The organism is Collinsella sp. TM05-37 (assembly GCF_003436455.1).
Taxonomy (GTDB): Bacteria; Actinomycetota; Coriobacteriia; order Coriobacteriales; family Coriobacteriaceae; genus Collinsella.
In genome coordinates, this window is record NZ_QSPN01000008.1 from 64,627 (window position 1) to 85,596 (window position 20,970).

17 protein-coding genes are annotated in these 20,970 nt (G+C 61.6%); 11 read left to right on the forward strand and 6 right to left on the reverse strand.

Annotated elements, in window-relative coordinates:
* The first annotated feature begins 52 nt into the window (after nucleotides 1-52).
* The 3 genes from DXD48_RS05700 to DXD48_RS05710 all read left to right on the forward strand — a co-directional run bounded on the left by DXD48_RS05700 (nucleotide 53) and on the right by DXD48_RS05710 (nucleotide 4,559).
* Nucleotides 53-2,080, forward strand: a complete 2,028-nt coding sequence (locus DXD48_RS05700; protein WP_117564345.1) for a KUP/HAK/KT family potassium transporter — start codon at nucleotides 53-55, stop codon at nucleotides 2,078-2,080.
* Between the two features lie 135 nt (nucleotides 2,081-2,215).
* On the forward strand, nucleotides 2,216-3,841 hold the full coding sequence (locus DXD48_RS05705) for an ATP-binding protein (protein WP_117564346.1): 1,626 nt from the start codon (nucleotides 2,216-2,218) through the stop codon (nucleotides 3,839-3,841).
* 4 nt (nucleotides 3,842-3,845) lie between these two features.
* The gene (locus DXD48_RS05710) at nucleotides 3,846-4,559 is read left to right on the forward strand and encodes a response regulator (RefSeq protein WP_199407905.1); all 714 of its coding nucleotides are present in this window, start codon (nucleotides 3,846-3,848) and stop codon (nucleotides 4,557-4,559) included.
* Between the two features lie 94 nt (nucleotides 4,560-4,653).
* Here the strand turns inward: DXD48_RS05710 and rlmKL are convergent, their stop codons facing one another.
* Nucleotides 4,654-7,221: a bifunctional 23S rRNA (guanine(2069)-N(7))-methyltransferase RlmK/23S rRNA (guanine(2445)-N(2))-methyltransferase RlmL gene (gene rlmKL, locus DXD48_RS05715; RefSeq protein WP_117564347.1), complete on the reverse strand. Its 2,568-nt coding sequence runs from the start codon at nucleotides 7,219-7,221 to the stop codon at nucleotides 4,654-4,656.
* A 75-nt stretch (nucleotides 7,222-7,296) separates the two neighbouring features.
* Here rlmKL and DXD48_RS05720 point away from each other — a divergent pair, with 75 nt between their 5' ends.
* Nucleotides 7,297-8,124: an HAD hydrolase family protein gene (locus DXD48_RS05720; RefSeq protein ID WP_158548937.1), complete on the forward strand. Its 828-nt coding sequence runs from the start codon at nucleotides 7,297-7,299 to the stop codon at nucleotides 8,122-8,124.
* 45 nt (nucleotides 8,125-8,169) lie between these two features.
* Here DXD48_RS05720 and DXD48_RS05725 read toward each other — a convergent pair whose 3' ends face one another.
* Nucleotides 8,170-8,961: a DeoR/GlpR family DNA-binding transcription regulator gene (locus tag DXD48_RS05725; RefSeq protein WP_158548938.1), complete on the reverse strand. Its 792-nt coding sequence runs from the start codon at nucleotides 8,959-8,961 to the stop codon at nucleotides 8,170-8,172.
* Between the two features lie 348 nt (nucleotides 8,962-9,309).
* Here DXD48_RS05725 and DXD48_RS05730 point away from each other — a divergent pair, with 348 nt between their 5' ends.
* The 6 genes from DXD48_RS05730 to DXD48_RS05750 all read left to right on the forward strand — a co-directional run bounded on the left by DXD48_RS05730 (nucleotide 9,310) and on the right by DXD48_RS05750 (nucleotide 13,317).
* On the forward strand, nucleotides 9,310-10,020 hold the full coding sequence (locus DXD48_RS05730; RefSeq protein ID WP_117564350.1) for a transaldolase: 711 nt from the start codon (nucleotides 9,310-9,312) through the stop codon (nucleotides 10,018-10,020).
* A 9-nt stretch (nucleotides 10,021-10,029) separates the two neighbouring features.
* Nucleotides 10,030-10,476, forward strand: coding sequence for a PTS sugar transporter subunit IIA (locus DXD48_RS05735; protein ID WP_117564351.1), 447 nt, complete (start codon nucleotides 10,030-10,032; stop codon nucleotides 10,474-10,476).
* Nucleotides 10,477-10,551: 75 nt separating this feature from the next.
* Complete coding sequence (locus DXD48_RS05740) at nucleotides 10,552-10,827, forward strand: PTS sugar transporter subunit IIB (RefSeq protein WP_022094539.1); 276 nt, start codon at nucleotides 10,552-10,554, stop codon at nucleotides 10,825-10,827.
* A 71-nt stretch (nucleotides 10,828-10,898) separates the two neighbouring features.
* Nucleotides 10,899-12,290: a PTS ascorbate transporter subunit IIC gene (locus tag DXD48_RS05745; RefSeq protein WP_117564352.1), complete on the forward strand. Its 1,392-nt coding sequence runs from the start codon at nucleotides 10,899-10,901 to the stop codon at nucleotides 12,288-12,290.
* Between the two features lie 374 nt (nucleotides 12,291-12,664).
* Nucleotides 12,665-12,886, forward strand: a complete 222-nt coding sequence (locus DXD48_RS10315) for a hypothetical protein (protein ID WP_255413209.1) — start codon at nucleotides 12,665-12,667, stop codon at nucleotides 12,884-12,886.
* On the forward strand, nucleotides 12,784-13,317 hold the full coding sequence (locus DXD48_RS05750) for a transaldolase family protein (protein ID WP_255413208.1): 534 nt from the start codon (nucleotides 12,784-12,786) through the stop codon (nucleotides 13,315-13,317). Before DXD48_RS10315 ends, DXD48_RS05750 begins: the two co-directional genes overlap by 103 nt.
* Nucleotides 13,318-13,697: 380 nt before the next feature.
* On the opposite strand, the gene DXD48_RS05755 is transcribed toward DXD48_RS05750, so the two are convergent.
* The 4 genes from DXD48_RS05755 to DXD48_RS05770 form a co-directional block, all read right to left on the reverse strand.
* The gene (locus DXD48_RS05755; protein ID WP_117564353.1) at nucleotides 13,698-15,845 is read right to left on the reverse strand and encodes a Tex family protein; all 2,148 of its coding nucleotides are present in this window, start codon (nucleotides 15,843-15,845) and stop codon (nucleotides 13,698-13,700) included.
* A gap of 420 nt (nucleotides 15,846-16,265) precedes the next feature.
* Complete coding sequence (locus DXD48_RS05760; RefSeq protein ID WP_117564354.1) at nucleotides 16,266-17,306, reverse strand: Gfo/Idh/MocA family protein; 1,041 nt, start codon at nucleotides 17,304-17,306, stop codon at nucleotides 16,266-16,268.
* A gap of 69 nt (nucleotides 17,307-17,375) precedes the next feature.
* Complete coding sequence (locus DXD48_RS05765) at nucleotides 17,376-18,632, reverse strand: MFS transporter (protein ID WP_117564355.1); 1,257 nt, start codon at nucleotides 18,630-18,632, stop codon at nucleotides 17,376-17,378.
* Between the two features lie 84 nt (nucleotides 18,633-18,716).
* The gene (locus DXD48_RS05770) at nucleotides 18,717-19,598 is read right to left on the reverse strand and encodes an SDR family NAD(P)-dependent oxidoreductase (RefSeq protein WP_117564356.1); all 882 of its coding nucleotides are present in this window, start codon (nucleotides 19,596-19,598) and stop codon (nucleotides 18,717-18,719) included.
* Between the two features lie 233 nt (nucleotides 19,599-19,831).
* Between DXD48_RS05770 and DXD48_RS05775 the strand changes: the two genes are divergently transcribed.
* Entirely contained in the window at nucleotides 19,832-20,710 is an 879-nt protein-coding gene (locus tag DXD48_RS05775) for a LysR family transcriptional regulator (RefSeq protein WP_233514967.1), read from the forward strand.
* Nucleotides 20,711-20,970: the final 260 nt, after the last annotated feature.

Here is a 20,970-nt window from a genome sequence, read left to right on the forward strand (position 1 = left end):
GGCTGATTACCTATAATCCCGTCGAACGTTAAAATTGGGAGGAAACTGGCTTATGGAACAAAAGGCCAAGGAGGCAGCTTCGCACGCTGCGATTCCTGTGAGCATCTCGGCGATGCTCGTCACGCTGGGCGTGGTGTATGGCGATATCGGCACCAGCCCCATGTATGTAACCAAGGCGCTCGTTGCTGGCAACGGCGGCATCGGAAGCGTCACGCAGGAGTTCGTGCTCGGCGCGCTCTCCCTTGTCGTGTGGACGGTCACGTTGCTGACGACCGTCAAGTACGTGCTGATCTCGCTGCGCGCCGACAACCACGGCGAGGGCGGCATCTTTGCCCTGTACAGCCTGGTCAAGCGCTGCGGCAAGTGGCTCATCATCCCCGCCATGCTGGGCGGCGCGGCGCTCCTCGCCGACGGCATCCTGACGCCTGCCGTTACCGTCACCACGGCCATCGAGGGCCTGCGCACCATCCCGGCGGTCCATGCCGTGCTCGGTGACGACCAGGGTCGTGTCGTCGCCATCACGCTTGCCATCATCATCGCGCTCTTCTTGGTGCAGCGCATCGGCACGGCCAAGATCGGTCACGCCTTCGGCCCCATCATGACGCTGTGGTTTTTGTTCCTGGGCGGCACGGGCCTGTTCTTTGTCTGCCAGTATCCCGCGGTGCTGCTGTGCCTCAACCCGTTGCGTGGCATCGCTTTTCTGCTGAGCCCCAACAACCACGCGGGCATCATGATTCTGGGCAGCTGCTTCCTTGCCACCACCGGTGCCGAGGCGCTCTACTCCGACATGGGCCATGTGGGCCGCGGCAACATCTACGCCACCTGGCCGTTCGTTAAGTGCTGCCTGCTGCTGTCCTACATGGGCCAGGGCGCGTGGCTTATCAACAACGCCGGCAACCCGGAGCTCATGGGTATCGCCGACCTCAACCCCTTCTACCAGATGCTCGCCCCGGGTCTGCGCCCCTTTGCCGTCGGCCTTTCCACCGTCGCGGCCATCATCGCCTCGCAGGCGCTCATCACCGGCGCATTCTCGCTGGTGTCCGAGGCCAGCCGTCTGGACCTCATGCCGCACATGCAGGTCTTCTACCCTGCCGAGACCAAGGGCCAGCTCTACATCCCCATGGTCAACAACGTCATGCTCGTGGGCTGCGTCATCGTGGTGCTGCTGTTCCAGAACTCGGCGCATATGGAAGCTGCCTACGGCCTTGCCATTACGCTGACTATGATGTGCACCACGCTGCTGCTCTTCTTCTACCTGCACGAGGAGCGCAAGCTCAAGGTTGCTCCGTGGATCTTCGCGGCCTTCTTCCTTTTGCTCGAAGGCTTCTTCTTCGTGAGCTCACTCACCAAGTTCTTCCACGGCGGCTACTTCACCATCCTCATGGCTGCACTCATCATGGGCATTATGGTGTGCTGGTACAACGGCACGGCGGTCGAGCAGCGCCAGTTTACGCTGCTGCCGCTGCGCAGCTACCTGCCGCAGCTCAAGCGCCTGCGCGACGACGACCGTTACGAGCGTCTGAGCGACAACATCGTGTACCTGACCAAGGACACCCATACCGACTATATCGACCGCGATATCGTCTACTCGATTTTGGACAAGCACCCCAAGCGCGCTCGTGCCTGGTGGTTCGTGAACGTCGAGACCATGGACGAGCCGCATACCTTTGCCTACTCGGTCGAGACGTTCGGCACCGACTACGTATTCCGCGTGCATCTGTACCTGGGCTATAAGATCAACCAGCGCGTCAATGCTTACCTGCGCCAGGTTGTTCAGGACCTGGCTGCCAGCGGCGAGCTGCCGGCGCAGACGCACGATTACTCGGTCTACAAGGATCCGGGCAACATCGGTACGTTTAAGTTCGTCATGATCCGCAAGCTGCTGGCGCCCGAAAGCGACGTGGAGCCCAGCGAGCGTACGGCCATCACGCTCAAGTACATCATCCGCCGCGCCGCCGGCACGCCTGCGCGCTGGTACGGCCTGGAGAACTCCAACGTGAGCTTTGAGTACGTGCCGCTGTTCACCAAGTTTAAGGCCGTGAGCAAGATGCAGCGCCTGGCTCCCGACGAGCGTCCGTAGTCGACGTCTGCTGTTTGTCTAGCGACCGCGGGCTGCAAAGGCTATACACTTGGAACCACCACAAGGGGAAACCACCACAAAGGTGCCTGTCCCCTTTGTGGTGGTTTTTGCTTTTGAGAGAGGGGCGGGGCGCTGATGGACGTCCATGCGGACGGCGATATTGCCGAGAACTTTTGGTGGCGGCGCACGACGCTGACGCGTCGCAGCCCTCTGTATGACGCCTGCGTATCGGTGGGGCTGCTGGTCGCGGCGACGATTGTGGGCGCGCTGCTCGACCATCCGGGTCTCGCGCCGAGCATCATGATCGTCTATGTGTTCGCCGTGCAGCTGTGCGCGTTCTTTACCTGGAGCCGCCTGTATTGCTTGCTGAGTTCGGCTGCCGCCGTGGCGCTCTACAACTTCCTGTTTGTCGACCCGCGCTACTCGCTGTCGTTTATCGACCGCGTCTATCCTGGCATGTTCTTTATCATGTTTTCGGTCTCGCTCGTGTCGAGCTCGATTGCGTTGGCCCTGCGCCGTGCCTTGGCGCAGGCCGCCGCCAGCGACCGCCGCACGCAGATGGTGCTCGAGACCAACCGCATGCTGCAGCGCTGCGCCGATCAGCAGCAGATTGTCCATGCTATGGCAACGCAGCTGGCGCGTCTTTCGGGCTGTCCGGTCGTGTGGTACAGCGCCGACGCCGAGGGCGATGACCTGCTGCCGCGTGCGACATACACGGCCGTGGGCGATGTCGCGCCGGTGCATGAACTGGCGCCGCAGATGCCGCCGCGGCTCTCGGCGTCCGCCTATGTGGGAACGCCGCTCGATGCCACCTACGGCGGCTCGGCGTTCTTTGGCATATACCTGACCGTGCGCTCGGGCGACACCATGGTGCGCGCGGGCGATCCCGCCTCGGTGGTGGGCGTGTTGGCTATCGTTGCCGAGCCCGACGTGCTGACGCACGAGGAGCGGACACTTGCCGATGCCATCGTGAGCGAAGGCGAGCTGGCACTCGATCGCGCCCGCGCCATGGAGGCCCGCGAGGAGGCGGCGGTGCTTGCCAAAAATGAGCAGCTGCGCGCCAATCTGCTGCGCTCCATCTCGCACGATCTGCGCACGCCGCTTACCAGTATTTCGGGTAATGCCGACGTGCTGCTCGATCAGGGTTCGACCGGCACCGCGGTGCTCGATGCCCAGACGCGCCGCGGCCTGCTGCTATCCATTCGCTCGGATGCGCTGTGGCTCAACGCCACCGTCGAGAACCTGCTCGCCATCACCAAACTCGAGGGCGGCGGCATGCATCTGTCGACCACGCTCGAGCTTATGGACGATATCGTCGAGGAGGCGCTGCGCCATGTTAATCCGGCCGTGCGCGAGCACGACCTTAAGGTGGTGGCGAGCGATGAGCCGGCGCTCGTCAATGTCGATGCGCGCCTGATGGTGCAGCTGGTGGTAAACCTGGTGAACAATGCCATTACCTACACGCCCGCAGGCTCGCATATCGTGATCTCGATTGACGCCGGCGATGGACGCGTGGCGTGCTCGGTGGCCGATGACGGCCCGGGCATTGCTCCCGAGGACCGCGAGCGTATCTTTGAGTCGTTCTACACCGCCAACCATGGTTTGGCCGATAGCCGACGCAGTGTGGGCCTGGGGCTTTCGCTTTGCCGCTCCATTGCGCTGGCGCATGGCGGTAGCATAGAGGTTGCCGCGGCGGACCCGCACGGCTCGGTCTTTACGATCGAGCTTCCCGCCGCCGACGTTTCGTTTGATAAGGAGTAGCGCCGTGCCGAACTCTGCCGTGAAACCGCTCATCTTGGTCGTTGAGGACGATCCCGCCGTCCGCAACCTTATCGTCGCCGCGCTCGAGGCGCACGGCTTGCGCCATATGGCCGTGGAGACCGCACATGCTGCCATCGCCGCCGCCTCGTCGCAGGCGCCGAGCATTGTGCTGCTCGATCTGGGCCTGCCCGATATGGACGGCGTCAAGGTGGTGGAGTCGGTGCGCACGTGGTCGGGCATGCCGATCATCGTGGTCTCGGCGCGCAGCGAGGACGCGGACAAGATCCGCGCGCTCGATGCTGGTGCCGACGACTACCTGACCAAGCCGTTTTCGGTCGAGGAACTGCTCGCGCGCATTCGCACGACGCTCAGGCGCCTTTCGTATGCGCAAACGGGCGGCGTTGCCTCCGAGGGCTCGTTCGATACCGGTGAGCTGCATATCGATTTTGATGCTGGCATCGCCATGATGGATGGCGAGGAACTGCACCTGACGCCGATCGAGTACAAGCTCCTGTGTCTGCTGGCGCACAACGCCGACAAGGTGTTGACGCACCAGTTTATCCTGCACGAGATTTGGGGCACGGCGACCAAGAGCGACCTGGCGAGCCTGCGCGTCTTTATGGGCACGCTGCGCAAGAAAATCGAGTCCGACCCCGCGCATCCGCGCTATATCCAGACGCATGTGGGTATCGGCTACCGATTGGTCATCCAAGGCTAGATCGCCAACCACCATCCCAATATGAGTTGCGGTGAAATACGGTCTAAATTTGCCTAATTCCAGGCAAAACAGTCCGTATTCCACCGCAACTTTGTTATTTGCCCTTGGGCTTGCTGGCGTAGAACTTCTTCTTTTTGGGCTTGCCGGCGGAGTCGGGCTTGCCGTTGCCGCACGGCCCCCGGTCGCCTGCCTGCGCGTGCGCGGGCGCCGTTGCGCGAGGCTTGCGGGCGTCGGGGTTGCGCAGCTCCTCGACGCGCTCGGCAATTTCCTCGGCACTAAAGCCGACTTCGGCCATGGCGTCCTCGATGGGCAGGCGGCGCACGATGTAGCAGTGGTGCACCTTCTGGTTGCGCGCGAAGTCCTCGGGGATGGTCTGCGCCGTAATGTCCTCCAGCACCACGCCCGCGCGGGCGAGCTTGCGCGTTTCGGGGCGGAAGCCGCGCAGGTTGCAGCTAAAGATGGCATGGCCGCCCTGCGCGAGCAGGCGCGATACGCCAGCCAAAAGCTCAACATGGTCGCGCTGGACATCCCAGGTGCGGCGGCCCATCTTGGACGAGTTCGAGAACGTGGGCGGGTCGACAAAGATCAGGTCCCAGCGGTTGCGCGTCTGGCGCTGGTCGCGAATCCAGGCGAGCACGTCGTCGCGCACAAAATGATGCTGAGGCCCCACAAAGCCGTTCTGGCGCATGTTGCGCTCGGCCCAGTCCAGATAGGTATTGGAGAGGTCGACCGTCACGGTCTCCTCGACGCCGCCATCGGCCGCGTAGCAGGTGGCAGTGCCGGTGTAGGCAAACAGATTGAGGAAGCGGCGCGCCTGCTTGGCGTGCTCGCGCACCAGGTTGCGGGTGACGCGGTGGTCCAAGAAGATGCCCACGTCCAGGTAGTCGTCAAAGTTGACGGCAAAGGTGAGGCCGCCCTCTTCGATGAGCGGCAGACGACGGCGCGCGATATTGGCGCGCTCGCCCGAGCCGCCCTTGCCGGCGCCCTGCTTGCCGTATTGCGAGCCGCCGCGCGAACGCATGCGGGCCTTGGCGTGCACATGCTCGGCGGGAACATCTAGGATACGCGGCGCGATGGCCAGGATATCGAGCATACGGGCCTGGGCCAGTGCGGGGTCGATGGTCTTGGGCGCGGCATATTCGGCGATGACGAGCCAGCGGCCCGGCGTCTGCGGGCAACCCTCGTACAGATCGATGGCGGCGGAGTAGTCGGGCAGGTCGGCATCGTAGACGCGGTAGCAGCTCACGCCCTCGCGCTTGGCCCACTTGCGGCGCAGGCGTGCGTCCTTGCGCAGGCGGTTGGCGAACTGCTCGGACTCGGGGATGAGCACGGGCAGCGGCTTGCCGTCACCCAGGTCGAGTGTGGCGGCAGGTTCGGGCATGGCGGAAGCGGCGGCTTTGTCGTTGACTTCGTTGGCATCCACAACCTCGGCCTCGGTATCCGCACTGGTCGCAGCCTCAAACGCTGCGGCGGCGTGGTCGAGCGAGGGCCAGACTTCGACGGTCGACTCATCGTTGTTGGGCATGACGGCGATCGAGCACTCGGGCTCGGTGTGGAGCGCGCGGGCCAGCAATCCGTCGTGGGTGAGCGCGGCGACCGGTGCCGAAGCGAGTTCGGGCGCGCGGCGCAGCTCGCCGACCAGCGTCATGGCGTCGTGCATGAGCGAAAGCGGTGTCTCGGTCGTATCCGCGACCACGGCGGCGCCGGCGACAGCGCCCGCGTGGTCCAGTACGGTGGCGGACTTGGCGGCGCAAAAATCGACAAAGCGCTTGTAGCCGGCACATTTAACCATGCGCTCAGCGGTCTTACGGGCGGCGGGGTCAACATCCACGGCCACGATGCGCGCCTGGCGCTCGCGCGCTGCCGCCTCGCGCTCGCGCGCCTCGGCAAGCAGCTGCTCCCACAGGGCGGCATCGTGCAGCTGCCAGCCCTCAAAGCCCCAGCGCTCGCGTGCGGCGCCCGGGGCGCGGTCGGTCAGAATGTTCACGGCCTCCAGCAGCAGACCGCCGCCGGCGCACGAGGCATCGATCAGCGTGGGAAGGGCTTCGTTCTCGTAATCGTCGGCCGTCAGCTCGCGCTCGCATAGTGCGGTCCAGCCGACCTGCGCCAGCACCAGGGCGGCGCAGTCGGGGCGCAGCACGTGCGCGCCCTCGCCGGCGCGGGTCGCTGCGGGCGGTAGGCGTTTGAACAGCGGGCCGCCCGAAAGGTCCAGGCTGATGCTCGCGCGGCGCTGACGCAGCGAAAGCAGCAGGTGAACATCGGGATCGGCGGCGTCGACATCGGCGCGACGGCCCGTGGTTTCGGCCAAGCGGTCGCACAATGCGTCCTTGGCGCGCAGGGCCGAGAAGCGCGTGTTGCGCAGCTGCTCGGTCACGCCGCGGGCGGTAATGGCGATGGTGGCGCCGGGGCGGACGATGCTCTCCCAGGCGATGTCGTAAACGCTATCGTACAGTTCATCGGCATCCTGCGCCTCAAAGCGCCCGAGTACCACGAACACGCGGCTCGCCAGGCGCGACCACAGACAGGCGCGGTAGCCTTCTTCGAGCTCGCCCTCAAACGTAGCGCGGCCTTTCAGGCGGCGGACATGCGAAAGCCCGAGGCGTTTAAGCTCATCGGCGAGTGCGGACTCAAAGCCCTCGGGGCAGCTTGCGTAAAATTCCATGGGTGACCTCTCTGGTTGCGTCGCTCCATTATATGATGGATGTTTCGTTTGCCCTTATCCTCGAAAGGAACCCATATGATTGATGCGTGCCCCGATCCCGCCGTACTCTTTTTTGACGTGGACGGCACGCTGACGTCGTTCGATCCCGACGATATGACCGATAAGGACTTTTCGGCGGTTCGTCCCTCGCAGACGGTGATCGAGGCGTTTCATCGTCTGCGCGACGCAGGGCACAAGGCGTTTATCTGCACGGGTCGTCCCCTGTGGCTCATCGCCGATAGCTTGCGTGCGCTCGACCCCGCGGGCGTCGTTGCCATGGCGGGCGCCACGCTCGAGGTCGAGGGCCGCGTGGTGCATGAGGATTGCTTTGACGAGGACATTGTTGAGGAGCTCGCGCGTCGCATTACTGTGGCGGGCGGCGAGGCGTTGTTCGAGACGAACGGTGCCACCTATTCACTTGAGCCAGTTGGTGTCGAACAGTCATTTCTGCTAGGCGCCGGCGTGGTGCATGGCGTTGATCAGATGCGTGTCGATGGCCGCTTGCGCGTGGGCAAGGTGTGCATTAACGCGTGCAACCTGGCTCGCGTAGCCAACGACGACGGCTTTATCGATCGCGAGTTTGAGCTGTGCAACACCGGTGGTCAGAATCGCGAACTGAGCCCCAAGGGCATCGACAAGGGCGTGGGCGTGGCGCGAGCGCTGGCATATCTGGGCCGCGAGGGAAATGCGCGCACCTTTGGCTTTGGCGATTCGGGCAACGACCTGGGCATGCTCGCTGCCGTCGAGACGGCTGTCGCCATGGGCAACGCCATGCCCGAGGTCAAGACGGTCGCCGACTACGTGACCGACGATGTCGCACACGACGGTACCGTCACCGCGATGCAGCATTTTGGGTTGATTTAATAAATGGCCGGGTCGCCCGCAGTGGGGGCGACCCGGCCATTTGAGCTATTTTGCAATATAGAGCTTGGGATGACTGCGACTGCTCTCGATCGCCGCCGTCATGATGCCCTCGTCGTCTCCATCAACGATGATGCCGTCGAGGTCATCGATCTGCGCGGACTGATAAAAACTGGTCTTGTTGAACTTTCCCTGGTCAACCATCATGTAGCCCTGGTTTGAGTTGGTAAGGTACATATGCTTGATCATGGCCGAGAAGTCGTGCTCGACGGTAAAACCGTGGTCGGGGTGGAATCCGTCGGCACTGACAAACGCCTTGTCGGCATGTAGTTTGCTCATGCAGTCGAGCGTTAGTGCGCCCGCGAGATAGAGGTGGCCCTTGCGCACGGAACCGCCCAGCAGCACTACCGAAGCATTGGGGAGATTGAAGCTGGCGTAGTTCGCGATTGCAAGATCGCCGGTGATAATGGTGATCTCACGCTTGTCCATGAGGGCCTTAGCGAAGTAAAAGCCTGTGGTGCCGATATCAATTACCAGAACATCGCCATCATCAACAAGAGTTGCTGCGGTTGCGGCGATGGCTTCCTTGGCCTCGACTTGGACATTGATGCGCTCCTCGGGATACGAGATTGCGTTGGAGCGAGAAAGCGATACCGCTCCGCCGCGTACGCGACGCAGCTTGCCTTCGGATTCCAGCGAGATGAGGTCGTGTCGTGCGGTGACTTCCGAAACCGAAAAACGGCGAACGATGTCGGATACCGAGATATTTGGCTTTTCGGCCAGCCAATTCATGATAAATCGCTGACGCTCGGCCGGTGAAAGGTCTGAAGTAGATGCCATATGCCGCTCCTTTTGAACAAAAGGTAAAAGATGCGCCTTTCGTAATCGAAATATAACGTATCGATATGAAAAGAACAAGGCAAATTCGAATGAATCAAAAGAACGGAATGGCATGTCACAAATGCATGCGTAGCAGATAGTTCGCACGTAAACGGGCTATAAAGAGTCTCATTCTGAAGGTGCCGCCCAAAAGAAGTACGTTCACGCCCGATATTCGACCGTTCACGGAAAGTTGACAATTGAGCTTTCGATAGCTTTTGAAATGGTTTATAAAAGAAAACCGAAAAGCTTTTGAAACAAAGAAGAAGGCTTTCGATAGCAATAGTGTTAGATGAGAAAGGACCGAACATGGCGATCAAGGTGTTTGCCGACGGCGCTAACCTCGAGGGCATGCTTGACATGCATGACAATGGCAACGTTCAGGGCTTCACGACCAATCCTTCCCTTATGAAGGCCGGCGGCGTGACCGACTACCGCGCTTTTGCCAAGACGGTTCTTGAGCACATTACTGATGTGTCGGTCTCTTTTGAGGTATTCGCCGACGACGAGGCGGGTATGGAAGCCGAGGCTCGCGAGATCGCAACCTGGGCAGACAACGTCTACGTTAAGATCCCGGCGCTCAACACCAAGGGTGAGTCCACTGCCGCGCTGGTCAAGCGCCTTTCTGCCGACGGCATCAAGGTGAATGTCACCACTATCTTCACGCCCGAGCAGGTCGACGAGTTTGTCGATGCCGTCTCTGCTGAGACCCCCTCTATTCTGTCCATCTTTGCCGGTCGCATTGCCGATACCGGCGTCGATCCGCTGCCCCTCATGGCGGAGTCCGTAAAGAAGGCTGCCGTTAAGCCTGCTGCCGAGGTTCTCTGGGCGTCTACGCGCGAGGTCCTCAATATCTTCCAGGCGGAGTCCGTTGGCTGTCAGATCATTACGGTCCCCAATGCCCTTCTTGCCAAGCGCAAGAATTTCGGGAAAGATTTGCTTGAGTACTCGCTTGATACGGTCAAGGGCTTTGCCCGCGACATTCAGGCGCTTGGTTTTCATATCCTGCCCGAGGAGTAGGGGACGAGCATGCTGACCGATCTTCTTAAGCCCGAGCTTGTTGCCTGCCACGTCGAGGCCTCCGACTGGGAGGAAGCGATCAAGGCATGCGGTAAGTTGCTCGTAGACGCTGGCAAATGCGACCAGAGCTATGTTGACGCCATGATTTCATCGGTTCACAAATTCGGCCCCTATATGGTCTTGGAAGAGGGCATCGCCATGCCCCACGCTCAGGCAGATGGCAATGTGAGTGAAGCGGGGATCTGTATCGTCACGCTTGACCCTGCCATTGCGTTTGGACACGAGGATTTCGATCCGGTTCACGTGCTCGTGGGTATTTGCGCACCCGACCCCAAGGCTCATCTTGGCTGCTTGGCGGAGCTTTCGCAGATGTTCGAGGACGAGGACTGCGTTGCCAAGCTCAGCGCATGCGATACGCCCGAGCAGGTTTTGGAGACCATGCGTTCATTCTTTTAGGCCTTAATGGCGCGGCGATGCGTCGCCGCTTTTGGATAGACGGAAAACCGTCACGTGTAGGAGAGGAAGGTTGCCATGCATATCATCACCGTATGCGGAAACGGCATCGGGTCCAGCCTGATGCTCGCTGGCAAAGTCGAGGAGCTTTGCGAGGAGGAGGGCATCAAGGCCGACGTTGAGTCTATGGACCTGAACGGTGCTTCTTCCGCAAATCCTGATCTGTTCATCACCGTTAAAGAACTCGCCCCCGAGCTCCACGGCAACGTTGTGATCGTTCGCAGCTATGTGAACAAGAAGAAGATCCGCGAAGACGCCCTCGAGGCAATCAAGGCGGCCGCCGCTAACGCCTAAAGCGGCACAAAAAAGGGCGGTTCCCTGTGGAAGAGGGAAACGCGCCCACGTTAGAGAGAAAGGAAGCGCAGATGCAAGCCATCCTTCCCATACTTGAGTTTATCCAATCGATTCTGACCAAGCCAGCGTGGATTATGGGTCTATTTGCCTTTGTGGGCCTTGTCGCGCTTAAGCGTCCTGCCCACAAGGTGATGACGGGCACCCTGAAGCCCATTCTTGGTTACATCATGCTGTCCGCCGGCGCCGCTGTTGTTCAGGAGAACCTTGCTCCGCTGGGCACCTTCATCGAGACCGGTTTCCACATCACCGGCGTCGTGCCCAACAACGAGGTCGTTGTTTCGATGGCTCAGAGCGTCCTCGGCGTTCAGACCATGATGATCCTGATTCTCGGCTACGTCGTGAACATTATCATTGCCCGCTTTACCAAGTTTAAGTACATCTTCCTGACGGGCCATCACAGCATGTTTATGGCCTGCCTGCTGTCTGCCGCTCTGCAGGCATCTGGCTTCCAGGATGTCCAGCTTGTCATCGTGGGCGGCATGTTCCTGGGCCTCGTGAGCGCTATGCTCCCCGCCGTTGGTCAGCGTTTCACCGAGAAGGTTACCGATGGCGATGAAATCGCCATGGGCCACTTCGGTTCACTCGCCTATTACATCTCCGCTGCAGTCGGTACGCTTTTTGCTAAGGACGCCGAGGAGAACAGCACCGAGAAGATCGAGGTTCCCGAGAAGTTCGCCTTCCTGCGCGACACTACCATCTCCACGGCTCTTACCATGGCCTTCTTCTACCTGGTTACCGCTTTCGCCGCTTACATCGCAGATCCTGCGGTCGTTACCAAGACCGCTGGCGGCGACAACGTGATTGTCTATGCCCTGACCTGTGCCCTGTCCTTCGCCGTCGGTGTCACCATCGTCTATAACGGCGTTCGTATGATCCTTGCCGACCTGGTCCCGGCTTTCCAGGGCATCTCCAACAAGCTGATCCCCGGTGCCATCCCCGCCGTCGACTGCGCCGTCTTCTTCCCCTATGCTCCCACCGCCGTCATCCTCGGCTTTGTCGCTTCCTTTATCGGCGGCGTGGTCGGTATGTTCATCGTGGGCGCTACCCTGGGCATCTTCATCATCCCGGGCATGGTTCCTCACTTCTTCTGCGGTGCTACCGCGGGCATCTACGGCAATGCTACCGGCGGTCGCAAGGGCGCAGCTCTTGGCGCTTTCGTCAACGGCCTGCTCATCACCTTTGCCCCGGCCCTGCTCCTGCCCGTTCTTGACGTCTTTGGCTTCAAGAACACTACGTTCGGCGACTTCGATTTCTCCGTCATTGGTATTACGCTTGGCCGCGCTGCCGAGGCCTTCGGTACCACCGGTGTCTACGCGATTCTTGCTGTCCTTCTGATCGTCGCCTTCGTCCCCAACTTCATCCACACCAAGGGTGCTGTGATCAATCACGTTGAGGAAGAGTAATCCAGGCATACGTTAAGCCCTAATCGGGCGGAGCTCCGATAACCGGCTCCTACACGGAAGCGGTGACGTCTCAAATGAGGCGTCACCGCTTTTTGTTTTGGACTGGTTGTGAAAACGCACCGGTGAAGCGCTGTCTCTGCGCCGCGAACGGAATCAACCGCGATGATCAGCAAAAACGTTTTGCCGCTGGGGTGTCGATATAAAATGGTAAAACTGCAAAACCGTTCGCCGAGAAGATAAAAAACCGCAGTTCACGCCTTGATAAACGTAGGTAAAGTGTTTAGCAGCTTAACGCCCATATGCAAACGAAAGGAATCAGGCAGATGGCAATCAAGGTGTTCGCTGACGGTGCAAATCTCGAGGGCATGCTCGACATGTACGAGAACGGCAACGTTCAGGGTTTCACGACCAACCCGTCCCTTATGAAGAAGGGCGGCGTGACGGATTACCGCGCGTTTGCCAAGGAGGTCCGGCCCACATCACCGATGTGTCCGTGTCGTTTGAGGTCTTTGCCGACGACATCGAGACCATGGAGGTCGAGGCGCGCGAGATCGCTACCTGGGCCGAGAACGTCTACGTCAAGATTCCGTGCGTGACCACCAAGGGCGAGTCCACCGCCGGGCTGGTGCGCAAGCTTTCTGCCGACGGCATCAAGGTCAACGTCACCACCATCTTTACGCCTACGCAGGTCGACGAGATGGTCGAGGCCGTTGACGCCGAGACGCCGTCCATTATCTCGCTCTTTGCCGGTCGCATCGCCGATACCGGCGTTGATCCCATTCCGTTTATGACGGAGTCGGTCAAGAAGGCCGCCGCCAAGCCCAACTGCGAGGTCCTGTGGGCGTCCACGCGTGAGCTTATCAATATTTACCAGGCGGAAGGATGCGGTTGCCAGATCATCACGGTGCCCAACAGCATCCTGGCCAAGCGTAAGAACATCGGCCGTGACCCGTACGAGGTCTCGCTCGATACCGTGTGCGGTTTTGCCAAGGATATCGCCTCGCTCGGTTTCCATATCCTGCCGTAACGCGAACGCTGGCTACATCGCGGGTTGTTCGCCCCGGCCTTTCCTTTCCCTATCGCTCACGCGCTTCGCGAGGGTCGCGCTAGGCAAAGGAAAGGGCGGGGCTGCCGACACGAACTTGCCGGTAGGTTGGTGATAGGCTTCCATATCCTGCCGTGGACAAAGGTACCCCCGCCTGCGCCGTGCAAAATTGAGAGTATTCAGCAAGGTAAAGGCTTTTACCAGCTGGGTGAAGCATGGAACAGCCCCCGTTTTGGCTCTGATGACGCTAAAACGGGGGCTGTTTCTTGCTTTTTCGTCTCTGAGGGGCATCCGGAACGGTGGAATTTGCAGAATACTCGCGATTTTGCACGTCGCGAGAGGGGGGACCCTTGCTTGGCGGTTTACTTCCCCTGCACCATGGTGAGGGAGATCTTCTTGCGGTCGCGATCGACCTTTTCAACCCACACCTTGACCGTGTCACCGACGCGCACCACGTCGCTGGGGTGCTTGACGAAGCGGTTGGCCAGCTTGGAGATGTGCACGAGGCCGTCCTGGTGCACGCCCACGTCGACGAAGGCGCCAAAGTCGACGACGTTGCGCACCGTGCCCTTGAGTTCCATGCCGGGCTCCAGGTCGTCGATCGAAAGCGCCGAGCGGCTAAAGACTACCTCGGGCGCGTCGTCGCGCGGGTCGCGGCCGGGCTTCTTGAGCTCGTTGACAATGTCGATGAGCGTGAGGGTGCCGCAGTCCAGGTCGCTTGCCAGCGCCGAGATGCTGCCCAGGCGGCGCTCGATGTCGGGCACGCCACCGCGGCTGAGCTCGCTGGCTTTAACGCCTGCGCGCTCTAGGACGGACGTGGCCACCTCGTAGCTCTCGGGGTGGACGCTTGTCGCGTCGAGCGGGTTCTTGCCGCCGCTGATGCGCAAAAAGCCCGCGGCGTTGAGATACGCCTTGGGTCCCAGCTTGGGGACCTTCTTAAGCTGGCGGCGATCGGTAAAGGCGCCGTTTTCCTCGCGGTAGGCCACGATGTTTTTGGCCACGCTTGGCGTAATGCCCGACACGTAGCCCAGCAGGCTCGCGCTTGCGGTGTTTACATCGACGCCCACGCGGTTGACGACGTCCTCCACCACGTGGCCCAGGGTGCGCGAAAGCTCTGCCTGGTCAAGGTCATGCTGGTATTGGCCCACGCCGATGGACTGGGGCGGAATCTTGACGAGCTCTGCCAGCGGGTCCTGCAGGCGACGACCCAAGCTCATGGCGCCGCGCACGGTGACATCCAGATCGGGATACTCCTGGCTCGCGAGCTCGGAGGCGGAGTACACCGACGCGCCGGCCTCGTTGACGATGGTGTATCGCAGCCCAGGCGCCTGCTCGGCAATGAACTCTGAGACGACTTCCTCGGTCTCGCGGCTGGCGGTGCCGTTGCCGATGACGATGGTGTTGACGCTGTCCTTCTTGACGAGGCGGGCGAGCTCGCGCTTGGTGCCGGCGACGTCGTGGCGCGGCTTGGTGGGATAGACCACGCCGTGGTCGAGTAGCTTGCCGGTCTCGTCCATGACGGCGACCTTGCAGCCGGTGCGGTAGCCCGGATCGAGCGCGAGCACGCGGGCGCCGCGCACGGGGCGCGTCGAGAGCAAGCCCTCGAGATTCTTGGCAAAGACGTTGATGGCCTCGGTCTGGGCACGAACGGTGAGTTTGGCGCGGGCCTCGCGCTCCAGCGAGGGGGCCATGAGGCGCTTGTAGCCATCGGCGATGGCGGCGTCAAAGACGGGAGCAAACACGCCCTGGCGACGGGGCCAGCGGCTGCCGAGGCGTGCCGTAGCGGCAGCGCCGTCGACGTTCACGCGCACGCGGAGCTTGCCCTCGCGCTCACCGCGGTCGATAGCCAGCACGCGGTGGTTGGGTATACGGCGCAGCGGCTCATCATAGCTGTAGTACGGCTCGTAGGGGGTCTTCTCGGCGGGGTCGGTGGCCTCGACGACGATGTCGGCGGTGTTTTGCGTAAAGGCGCGCAGGTCGGCGACGTTCTCGGGATCTTCGGCCACCGTCTCGGCCACGATGTCGGCGGCGCCGGCGAGCGCCTTTTCGGGCGTGTCGAAGCCGGCCTCCTCGTTGACGTAGTCCGCGGCGGCGTCGAGCGCGCTGCCCTTGGCCGAGGCCTGCATGATGATCATGTTGGCGAGCGGCTCCAGGCCGGCCTCGCGTGCCTTCTGCGCGCGGGTCATGCGCTTTTTGCGGTAGGGCTTGTAGAGGTCCTCGACACGCTGGAGCTGTGTGGCCTCGCGAATCTGTTGCTCGAGCTCGGGCGTGAGCTTGCCCTGGGCGCCGATGAGCAGAATGACGTCCTCTTTGCGCTGCTCAAGATTACGCAGGTAGGACAGGCGCTCGTCGAGCGCGCGCAGGGCGACATCGTCCATGCCGCCCGTGGCTTCCTTGCGGTAGCGCGAGATAAAGGGAATGGTGTTTCCCTCGTCGATGAGCTTGACGGCCGCCTCGACGTTGGCGGCCTTAAGGTTGAGCTCGCGGGCGAGCTGGGCGATAAGATCCATGGGACTCCTTGCGTTTAAGGTGCGTTTGCAGCACAGAGCTACCAAGGATACCACCTGCCACTTCGCCCAAAAAAGACTGTTTTGGCGCGGAACCACGAAAGCGGCCTATCTACTACGTTTGAACCGTGTGGGTCGACCATCCCCCGGTTTTCCGAAAATGCGCAAGCCGTTTACCTGCGGTTTTTATTTCGCGAAATTCTGTATGGATGAGGGTGATTGGTTAAACGTAGTAGATAGGCACATTTCGTGGCGAACGAATCAAGCTAAGGTGCAAAAAGTCCCCCGTCCCAGAAAAATCATTGGCAACGTAGCAAAATGCCCCGCGGGCAGGAAGCTGCTCGCGGGGCAAAGAAGAGGGGCTTATTTGTGGCGGACCGAGGGGCCCGGCATGGGGTTTCTGCCGCGGCCTGTCCTAAGGTGCTACAGCTCGACGAGCTGGCCGGTCTCGGCGGCCTCCTTGATGGCGTTGAGAAGCGTGAGCGTCTTGACGTTGTCGGCGGGGGTTACGACGGGCTCGACCTCGCGGCGGACGACCTTCACAAAGTGCTTGAGCTGCATCTTGTGCGGCAGCGCCGGGTCGACGGCCGGAATCTCCATCTGCAGCGGCTTGTGCCAGTTGGAGGCGCCGTCGTAGGAGAACTGATGCAGGCGGGGCAGCGAAAGGGCACCCAAGGTTCCGCCGATAAAGTAGGCGTCGGCGTCGAAGGGGCGGTACTGCGGATCCTCGCGAGCGGTTGCCTCCCAGTTCCAGGGGCTGGCGGTGGCGTCGGAGATGGTCATGCTCGCAAGCGCGCCATCGGCAAAACGGACGTTGACCACGGCGGAGTCCTCGGTCTCAAAACCGCGGGCGGCGCTGGACTGCATGCCCTGGACGGCGACGGGCTCGCCCAGCAGGTAGCGGAGCAGGTCCACGTCGTGAACCAGGTTGACCAAGATCGGTCCGGCACCCTTCTTGCGGCGCCACTCGACATCGAAGTACTCGTCATTCTTATAGATCATGTAGTGGAAGCTCGACACGGTGAGCTTGCCCAGCTCGCCGGACTCGATGATCTCCTTGGCCTTGTTGACGAAGGGGTTGTGGCGACGGTGCTGACCCACGAGCACGGGCACGCCGGCGGTCTCGGCCTCGGCGGCGAAAGCCTGGGCATCCTCGAGATCGTTGGAGATCGGCTTTTCGACCAGCGGCACGATGTTGCGCTTGATGGCCTCGCGAGCAACGCCCAGGTGCAGGTCGTTGGGGGTGGCGATAATGACGGCCTCGGGTTTGACCTCGTCCATCATCTGGGCGGGATCGGTGTAAAACGGCACGCCAGCGGCCTCGGCCGTGGCGCGGGCGCCCTCAAAGGCGTCGGCGATGGCGACGAGCTCGGCCTCGGGCTCCTCGGTGACAAAGCGGATGTGGTTGCGGCCCATGGCACCGGCGCCGATAACGGCAATGCGGACGGGGTTGAGCTCAGACATTTCGACTCCTTAATACTGGTGACCGGTGGAATGCGACAAAAGGGCTGCCCCTTTGTCGCATCGGTAAAACTAGGCGGACTTCTTCTTGCTGTCGGAGACCATCATGTAGACGGTGAGCACGACGGCGATGGCGGCGATTACGATGGCGCCGTAGAAGGACTGCTGGTAGGCGGCGCTGCCGGCCTCGGCGTGATACAGCACAGCGGTGATGGGCTGGCTGATCCAGGTGGAAGCGGCATAGCCCAAGAACATGATGCCGTAGTTGACGCCGATGTTGCTGGTACCAAAGGCGCCACCGGTGAGCGGCGGGTAGATGACGAGCAGGGCGCCAAAGCTAAAGCCGAGCAGGGCGAGCGCAACAAAGAACATGCTCTGCGTAAAGCTCATCGACATGATGACGAGCGCGACGATGGTGACGACAAGGCTGATGAGCAGCGACTTGTAGGCGCCGAGCTTGTCGATGATCTGGCCGAAGGACAGGCGACCGACCAGGTTGGCGCAGGTGTTGACGGAGACGACCACGCCGCCGAGGGCGACGGCTGCGGCACTCGTGGGGTCGGCGAAGAGCTGGACGGCGGCGATGGAGGCAACCTTGCCCACAAGCAGGGTGCCCGCGGTGGCGGCGAAGGCGAAGGTGGCGATGAGGACCCAGAAGCGCGGGGTTTTGACCATCTCGCCCGGGGTGAGGTCGCCGAAAGTGCCGGCGTGCGCGCCGCCCTTGGGGGCCTCGAAGCCCTCGGGCAGCCAACCGGCCTCGGGGGCCTTCAGGAACAGGGCGGAGGCGGCGATCGTCACAAAGAAGATGACGCCAAGTGCCTTAAGGGCGCCAAAGATGCCAAGGCTCGGGATGAGCAGCGAGGCGAGCACCGGGGACAGCACGGCGGGGCCGGCGGTCGAAGCGGCCAGGGTGATGCCGGAGGCGAGGCCCTTTTTGTCGATGAACCACTTTTGGCCGGTGGTGAGCGCGGGGTTGTAGCCCAGGCCGTTGCCGATGGCGGCGACGAGCGAGAACCACAGGTAGAACTGCCACGGCTCGGTGACGGTGCCGGACATGAACCAGCCCACGCCGTAGCACACGGCGGCAGCGATCACGACGTTGCGCGGGCCGATCTTATCGGAGATGCGGCCGGCGAAGATGCCCGTCACGGCCATGATGGTCTGGAAGACCGGGAAAGCCCAGGTAAGAGCGCTGGACCACTCGGGATAGACGGCGAGCAGGTTCTTGCTCACAACGGAATACAGCGCGATGGAGCTGATGAAGAACATGGTGACGCACGCGGCGGAAAGCACGACGGCGCGACCCTTGTTGGAGTTGGTGGAAGCCATTGGACTCTTTCTAATCGATACGGGGGAGGGGAGGGGCAAACGCCGCTGAGGTGCTTGCCCCGCGCCCCTTTCTACCGGGCTGGTTTACTGGTCAGTCGGCTTTGCGACGCCGGACTCATCGGACCAGAGCTCGACGCCCTTGTTCTTGAGGTAGTTGTCGGCAAAGGCGCGGCGGCCGCCGGGCTTGGCGGTGAGGTCGCCCATCATGTTGGAGAAGCCGCCGTCGACCTTGATGGCGTCGCCGGTGGTAAAGTCTGAGCGCGTGGACGCCAGGAACATGACGGCGTTGGCGATATCGCTGACCTCGCCGATGCGACGCGTGGCGATGAGGCGGCTGCGGCTCTTCTCGACCTCGGGATCGGCGTAAAAGCTTGCCGACATGGGGGTCTTGACGAAGCAGGGCTCGACGCAGTTGGAGCGCACGCCGTAGGGACCCCACTCGGCAGCCAGCATCTTGGACATCATGTTGACGCCCGCCTTGGTGGAGCTGTACACGCCCGAGAACGTTTCGGGGGAGTGACTGGCGACGGTGGAGATGTGAACCAGGCGGCCCTGGCCGGCCTTGATCATCTCGCGACCAAAGCGCTGCGAGGTGATGAAGTAGCCGGTGAGGTTGACGTTGATGACCTCGTTCCAGTCGGAGAGCGGCAGGTCCTCCATGGCTGCGAAGCGCAGGATGCCGGCGGTGTTGACGAGAACGTCGACGCGGCCGAAGTTGGCGATGGTGGCGTCGACGGCGGCCTGAACCTCGGCCTCGTCGGTGGCGTTCATCTTGTAGCCCTCGGCGTGGATGCCAAACTCGGCAGCGAGGTCGGCGGCAGCGGCCTTGACCTTCTCCTCGTCCAGGTCGAGCAGGACGACGTTAGCGCCATTGCGGGCGAACTCGCGGCAAATCTCGACGCCCATGCCGCCGAGCGCTCCAGTCACAGCGCAAACATCGCCCTCGAGCTTAAGCCAATTGCTCATAGGAACTTCCCTTCTTATGCCTCCCGGTGGGTCGCTCCCATTAACCGACCCACGTGGTTTTCGCTGGTTATCGTATGCTTTGCATTTGCGCAGGTGAATTGCATATTTGTTAGAATGGCGTTAACCATAGGTTTACACTGTGCGATGCAGTTTATTCTCAATTGAGCGCATGACCTGCGAAAACAACCTCCTGTGGCACCATGTGGCCACGGGCGCGAAAACGGGAGATTGACGTGTACGATCGACGACTTGAGGCCATATCGGCCGCTGCGGAGCTGGGAAGCTTCTCGCGTGCGGCGGCACAATTGCGCGTGTCGACTCCGGCGCTCGTCAAGCAGGTGTCGGGCTTCGAGGCCGAGTTCGGCATCACGCTGTTCGAACGCTCGCACTCGGGCGTCAAAGTGACGCCGGCCGGCGCACTGCTGGTGGACGACGCGCGCTCGATCATGCGGCAGTCCGAGGACGCGCTGCGCCGTGCCCGACGCGCGGCGGGCGATGGCGGTGCCGTGCGCCTGGGCGTGTCGATGATGTGCCCGGGGCGCCAAACGCTGTCGATGTGGTCGGGCATCCACGATCTGGAACCGTCGCTGCGATTTGAAATCGTGCCGGTAAGCGATCTCTACGACGAGCGCGAGACCGTCATGCGTAGCTTGGGCCGCGAGGTCGATGTGGTGCAATCGAGTTTTTCTACCCCACGCTGGGGTGATGCCTGCCAAAAGCTCCGCATTGTCAACGTGCCGTTTTATATCGATCTGCCGCGCACGAGCCCGCTGGCGCGCAAGAATCGCATTACGGTTGCCGACTTGGAGGGTATGCGTCTGCGCGTACTGCGCCACGGCAACGACGCCATGGACAGCCTGCGCATCGATCTTTTGGCCGATGGCGGCGTGGACGTGATCGACGTGGACAGTTTTGACTTTGCGCTCTTTAACGAGGCGGAGGAAAAGGGCGATGCAGTGCTCACTTGCGGGGCGTGGTCGGGCGTGCACCCGGCTTTTGTAGGCGTGCCGTTCCTATGTGGCCGCGAGGTGCCGGTCTTCTTGCACTACCCGCTCGAGCCCACCCTCCAAGTACAAAAATTCGTCAACGCCATGGCCCAACTCCTCAAGTAGCTCATTTGGCGCGGGTAGTCTTTTTGGGACGGGGCTTTTTTAGCTACTTTCGCCGCCCTGCCTGCGCACCCTCAAAGTAGTCAAAAAGCCCCGTCCCAAAAAGACTAACAAAACGAGGCCCTGGCCAAACGGCCAGGGCCTCACTAACCTTTATTCCGTTTTAAACAACGGGCTGATTGCGCGCAGGAGGGTGCCCCGGGGCGGCGGGGTATTTCCTCCGCGCGCAGTTTCGCAGCGAAGCGAGAATGTTTGAGCACGGA